2 protein-coding genes and 1 pseudogene are annotated in these 2,370 nt (G+C 34.7%); all 3 read left to right on the forward strand.

Translation table 11 applies throughout. From position 1 onward, the window contains the following. Nucleotides 1-350 precede the first annotated feature (350 nt). The 3 genes and pseudogenes from ABZA26_RS12840 (at nucleotide 351) to ABZA26_RS12850 (ending at nucleotide 2,049) form a co-directional block, all read left to right on the forward strand. Nucleotides 351-548 carry a hypothetical protein gene (locus ABZA26_RS12840; protein WP_372714908.1) on the forward strand — a complete coding sequence of 66 codons (198 nt, stop codon included), beginning with the start codon at nucleotides 351-353 and terminating at the stop codon, nucleotides 546-548. 6 nt (nucleotides 549-554) lie between these two features. After that, nucleotides 555-752, forward strand: coding sequence for a class I SAM-dependent methyltransferase (locus ABZA26_RS12845; protein WP_372714909.1), 198 nt, complete (start codon nucleotides 555-557; stop codon nucleotides 750-752). 52 nt (nucleotides 753-804) lie between these two features. Then, nucleotides 805-2,049 (forward strand): annotated as a pseudogene (locus tag ABZA26_RS12850) (IS256 family transposase). The last annotated feature ends 321 nt before the right edge of the window (nucleotides 2,050-2,370 follow it).

A 2,370-nucleotide genomic window follows, 5' to 3' on the forward strand; every position in this document is an offset into this window, starting at 1 on the left:
ACAGTCTGTACAATGAAGATTCGTTACTACATATTCTTTTTTGGCGTTCAAAAAACATAATCCTTCTTAACATGTGAATAGTTATTCACATGTCCATTATATATTTCTCTTTCTGATTTGTCAAGAATAACCTAAGCTTTTTACAATTTTTTTCTCATTTATAAAATAAACATCTCATTTTATCACTATGTTTGCATTCAGGTAGTTTAAAAAATAGGTTCTGTTAACGATAAAAAAATTATATCCAATATTTGCACAGTTGTTTTACTCGACGGCTTCCGTGGTTATAAAGAGAGAAAAATTTTAATGATTTGATTTTAAAAATAACTAAAAAAGGGAGCATTGTAAAATTGAAAGCTAATTTATATGACAAACTAATGAGTATTCTGGAGAATATTAAATTGAATGTGGAAAGAAAAGATCTTCTTAGGGGTATACATGGAAAAATTATAAAATTAGGCTCTGGAACAGGAGCTAACTTCAAGTTTTATGGGAACTGTGAAGTCATAGCTGTAAAATCTTGTGAAGTTTTAAGTACAGAATCTTAAAAAAAGATTGGTGATAAAACCATTAAAATAATTTCTGCTTCAGCTGAGGAGTTGCCCTTTGATGATCATACTTTTGATTGTGTTGTGATTATACTCGCACTATGTACCATACCAAATCCTGATAAGTCCTTAAAGGAAGTTAGAAGAATTTGTAAATTTGAAAGAGTAATAGAAATTTATGAGTCTATCCTAAAATTTGTGTAAACCTTCAGAAATAATGTAGAATCATATTACATTTTTTCTGGAGGTTTTTTGTATGAAAAGAAATCGTAAAAATTTATCCCCTGAAGACAGAAAGAGAAAAGAATTAGTCAGGGAGCTGCTCAAATTAAATCCTATTAAAGATGGAAATGATCTTAATTCTTTGATCAAAGAGATGGTTGGAGAGGTTCTTGAAGTCGCCTTAGAGGGAGAACTTGAAAGTGAACTAGGCTATGGTAAATACGACTACCAGAATAAAGAAACTGATAATTCACGTAATGGTTACTCAAGCAAAACGCTTAAAAGTAATTATGGAAATATTAATATCGAGGTACCGCGTGACCGTGAGGGAACCTTTGAACCTCAGATAGTCAAAAAAAGATAATCTTCCATAGACCGGGATCTTGAAGACAAGATAATTTCCATGTATGCCAAAGGAATGACTACCAGTGATATCGAAGATCATATTTCTGATTTGTATGGTCTTGAAGTCTCTGACAGTACAGTGAGCAGAATAACTGATAAGATACTTCCTATCGCCAGGGAATGGCAGAATCGTCCCCTTGAGAGTATATATGCAGTGGTTTTTATGGATGCAATTCACTATCACGTTAGAAGTGAAGGACAGATCACTAAGAAAGAAGTCTATATAGCCATAGGAATTAATCTTGACGGAATCAAAGAAGTTCTGGGAATGTGGGTAGGTGAAATTGAGAGTGCTAAGTTCTGGCTGACCAAGATGAATGAATTAAAAAATCGAGGCGTAGAAGATATCTTAATCGCCTGCGTTGATGGACTTACAGGTTTTTCCAGCGCCATCGCTTCAGCTTTTCCTAAAGCATAAATACAACAATGTATCATCCACCAGATCAGAAATACAACGAGATATGTCTCCTACAAGGATATTAAGTCTCTAATGGTTGATTTGAAGAAAGTTTATCGAGCTCATAGTGAAGAGGCAGCCCTTCTTGAATTGGATAGTTTTGAAGAAAAATGGAAGAAGAAATACCCCAAGATTGCAGTATCGTGGAGATCTAACTGGTCTAATCTGGCGACCTATTTTAAATATCCTCAGGAGATCAGGACGCTGATTTATACCACTAACTCCATAGAAGCTTTTAACAGACAGCTTAAAAAGGTAACTAAAAGCAGGTCTGTATTCCCTACAGATGACAGCCTTTTAAAGCTTCTCTATCTGGCAATGATAGATATTACAAAGAAATGGACAGGGCGCAGGAGAGAATGGGGTGTCATCCACTCGCAGCTGGAAATATATTTTGCGGACAGACTTCCAAAATAGATCCCACATTAAAGTTATACTCACTGGAAAGAGGCTGCACACAGGCTCTTTCCTTGACATATTCTCATTTAAACATTAAGCTAAAAAAGAAGGAGTAATAGCCATTTATAGCCATTACTCCTCAATATCAATTGAATTCTACATTATAAAATTGATAGTTTACACAAAACTTGAAACAGACTCAAATTTATAGCTGTTACTCCACGATATCTGGAATTCCAGCAGCTTTTATTATTTCACAATTAAATATCCACCCATTTTCTTATGCCCGCTTCCACACGGAACTGAACACCGGAATTCATAAACACCACTTCTTTCCGG

This window comes from Ilyobacter sp. (genome assembly GCF_041583315.1).
GTDB lineage: Bacteria > Fusobacteriota > Fusobacteriia > Fusobacteriales > Fusobacteriaceae > Ilyobacter.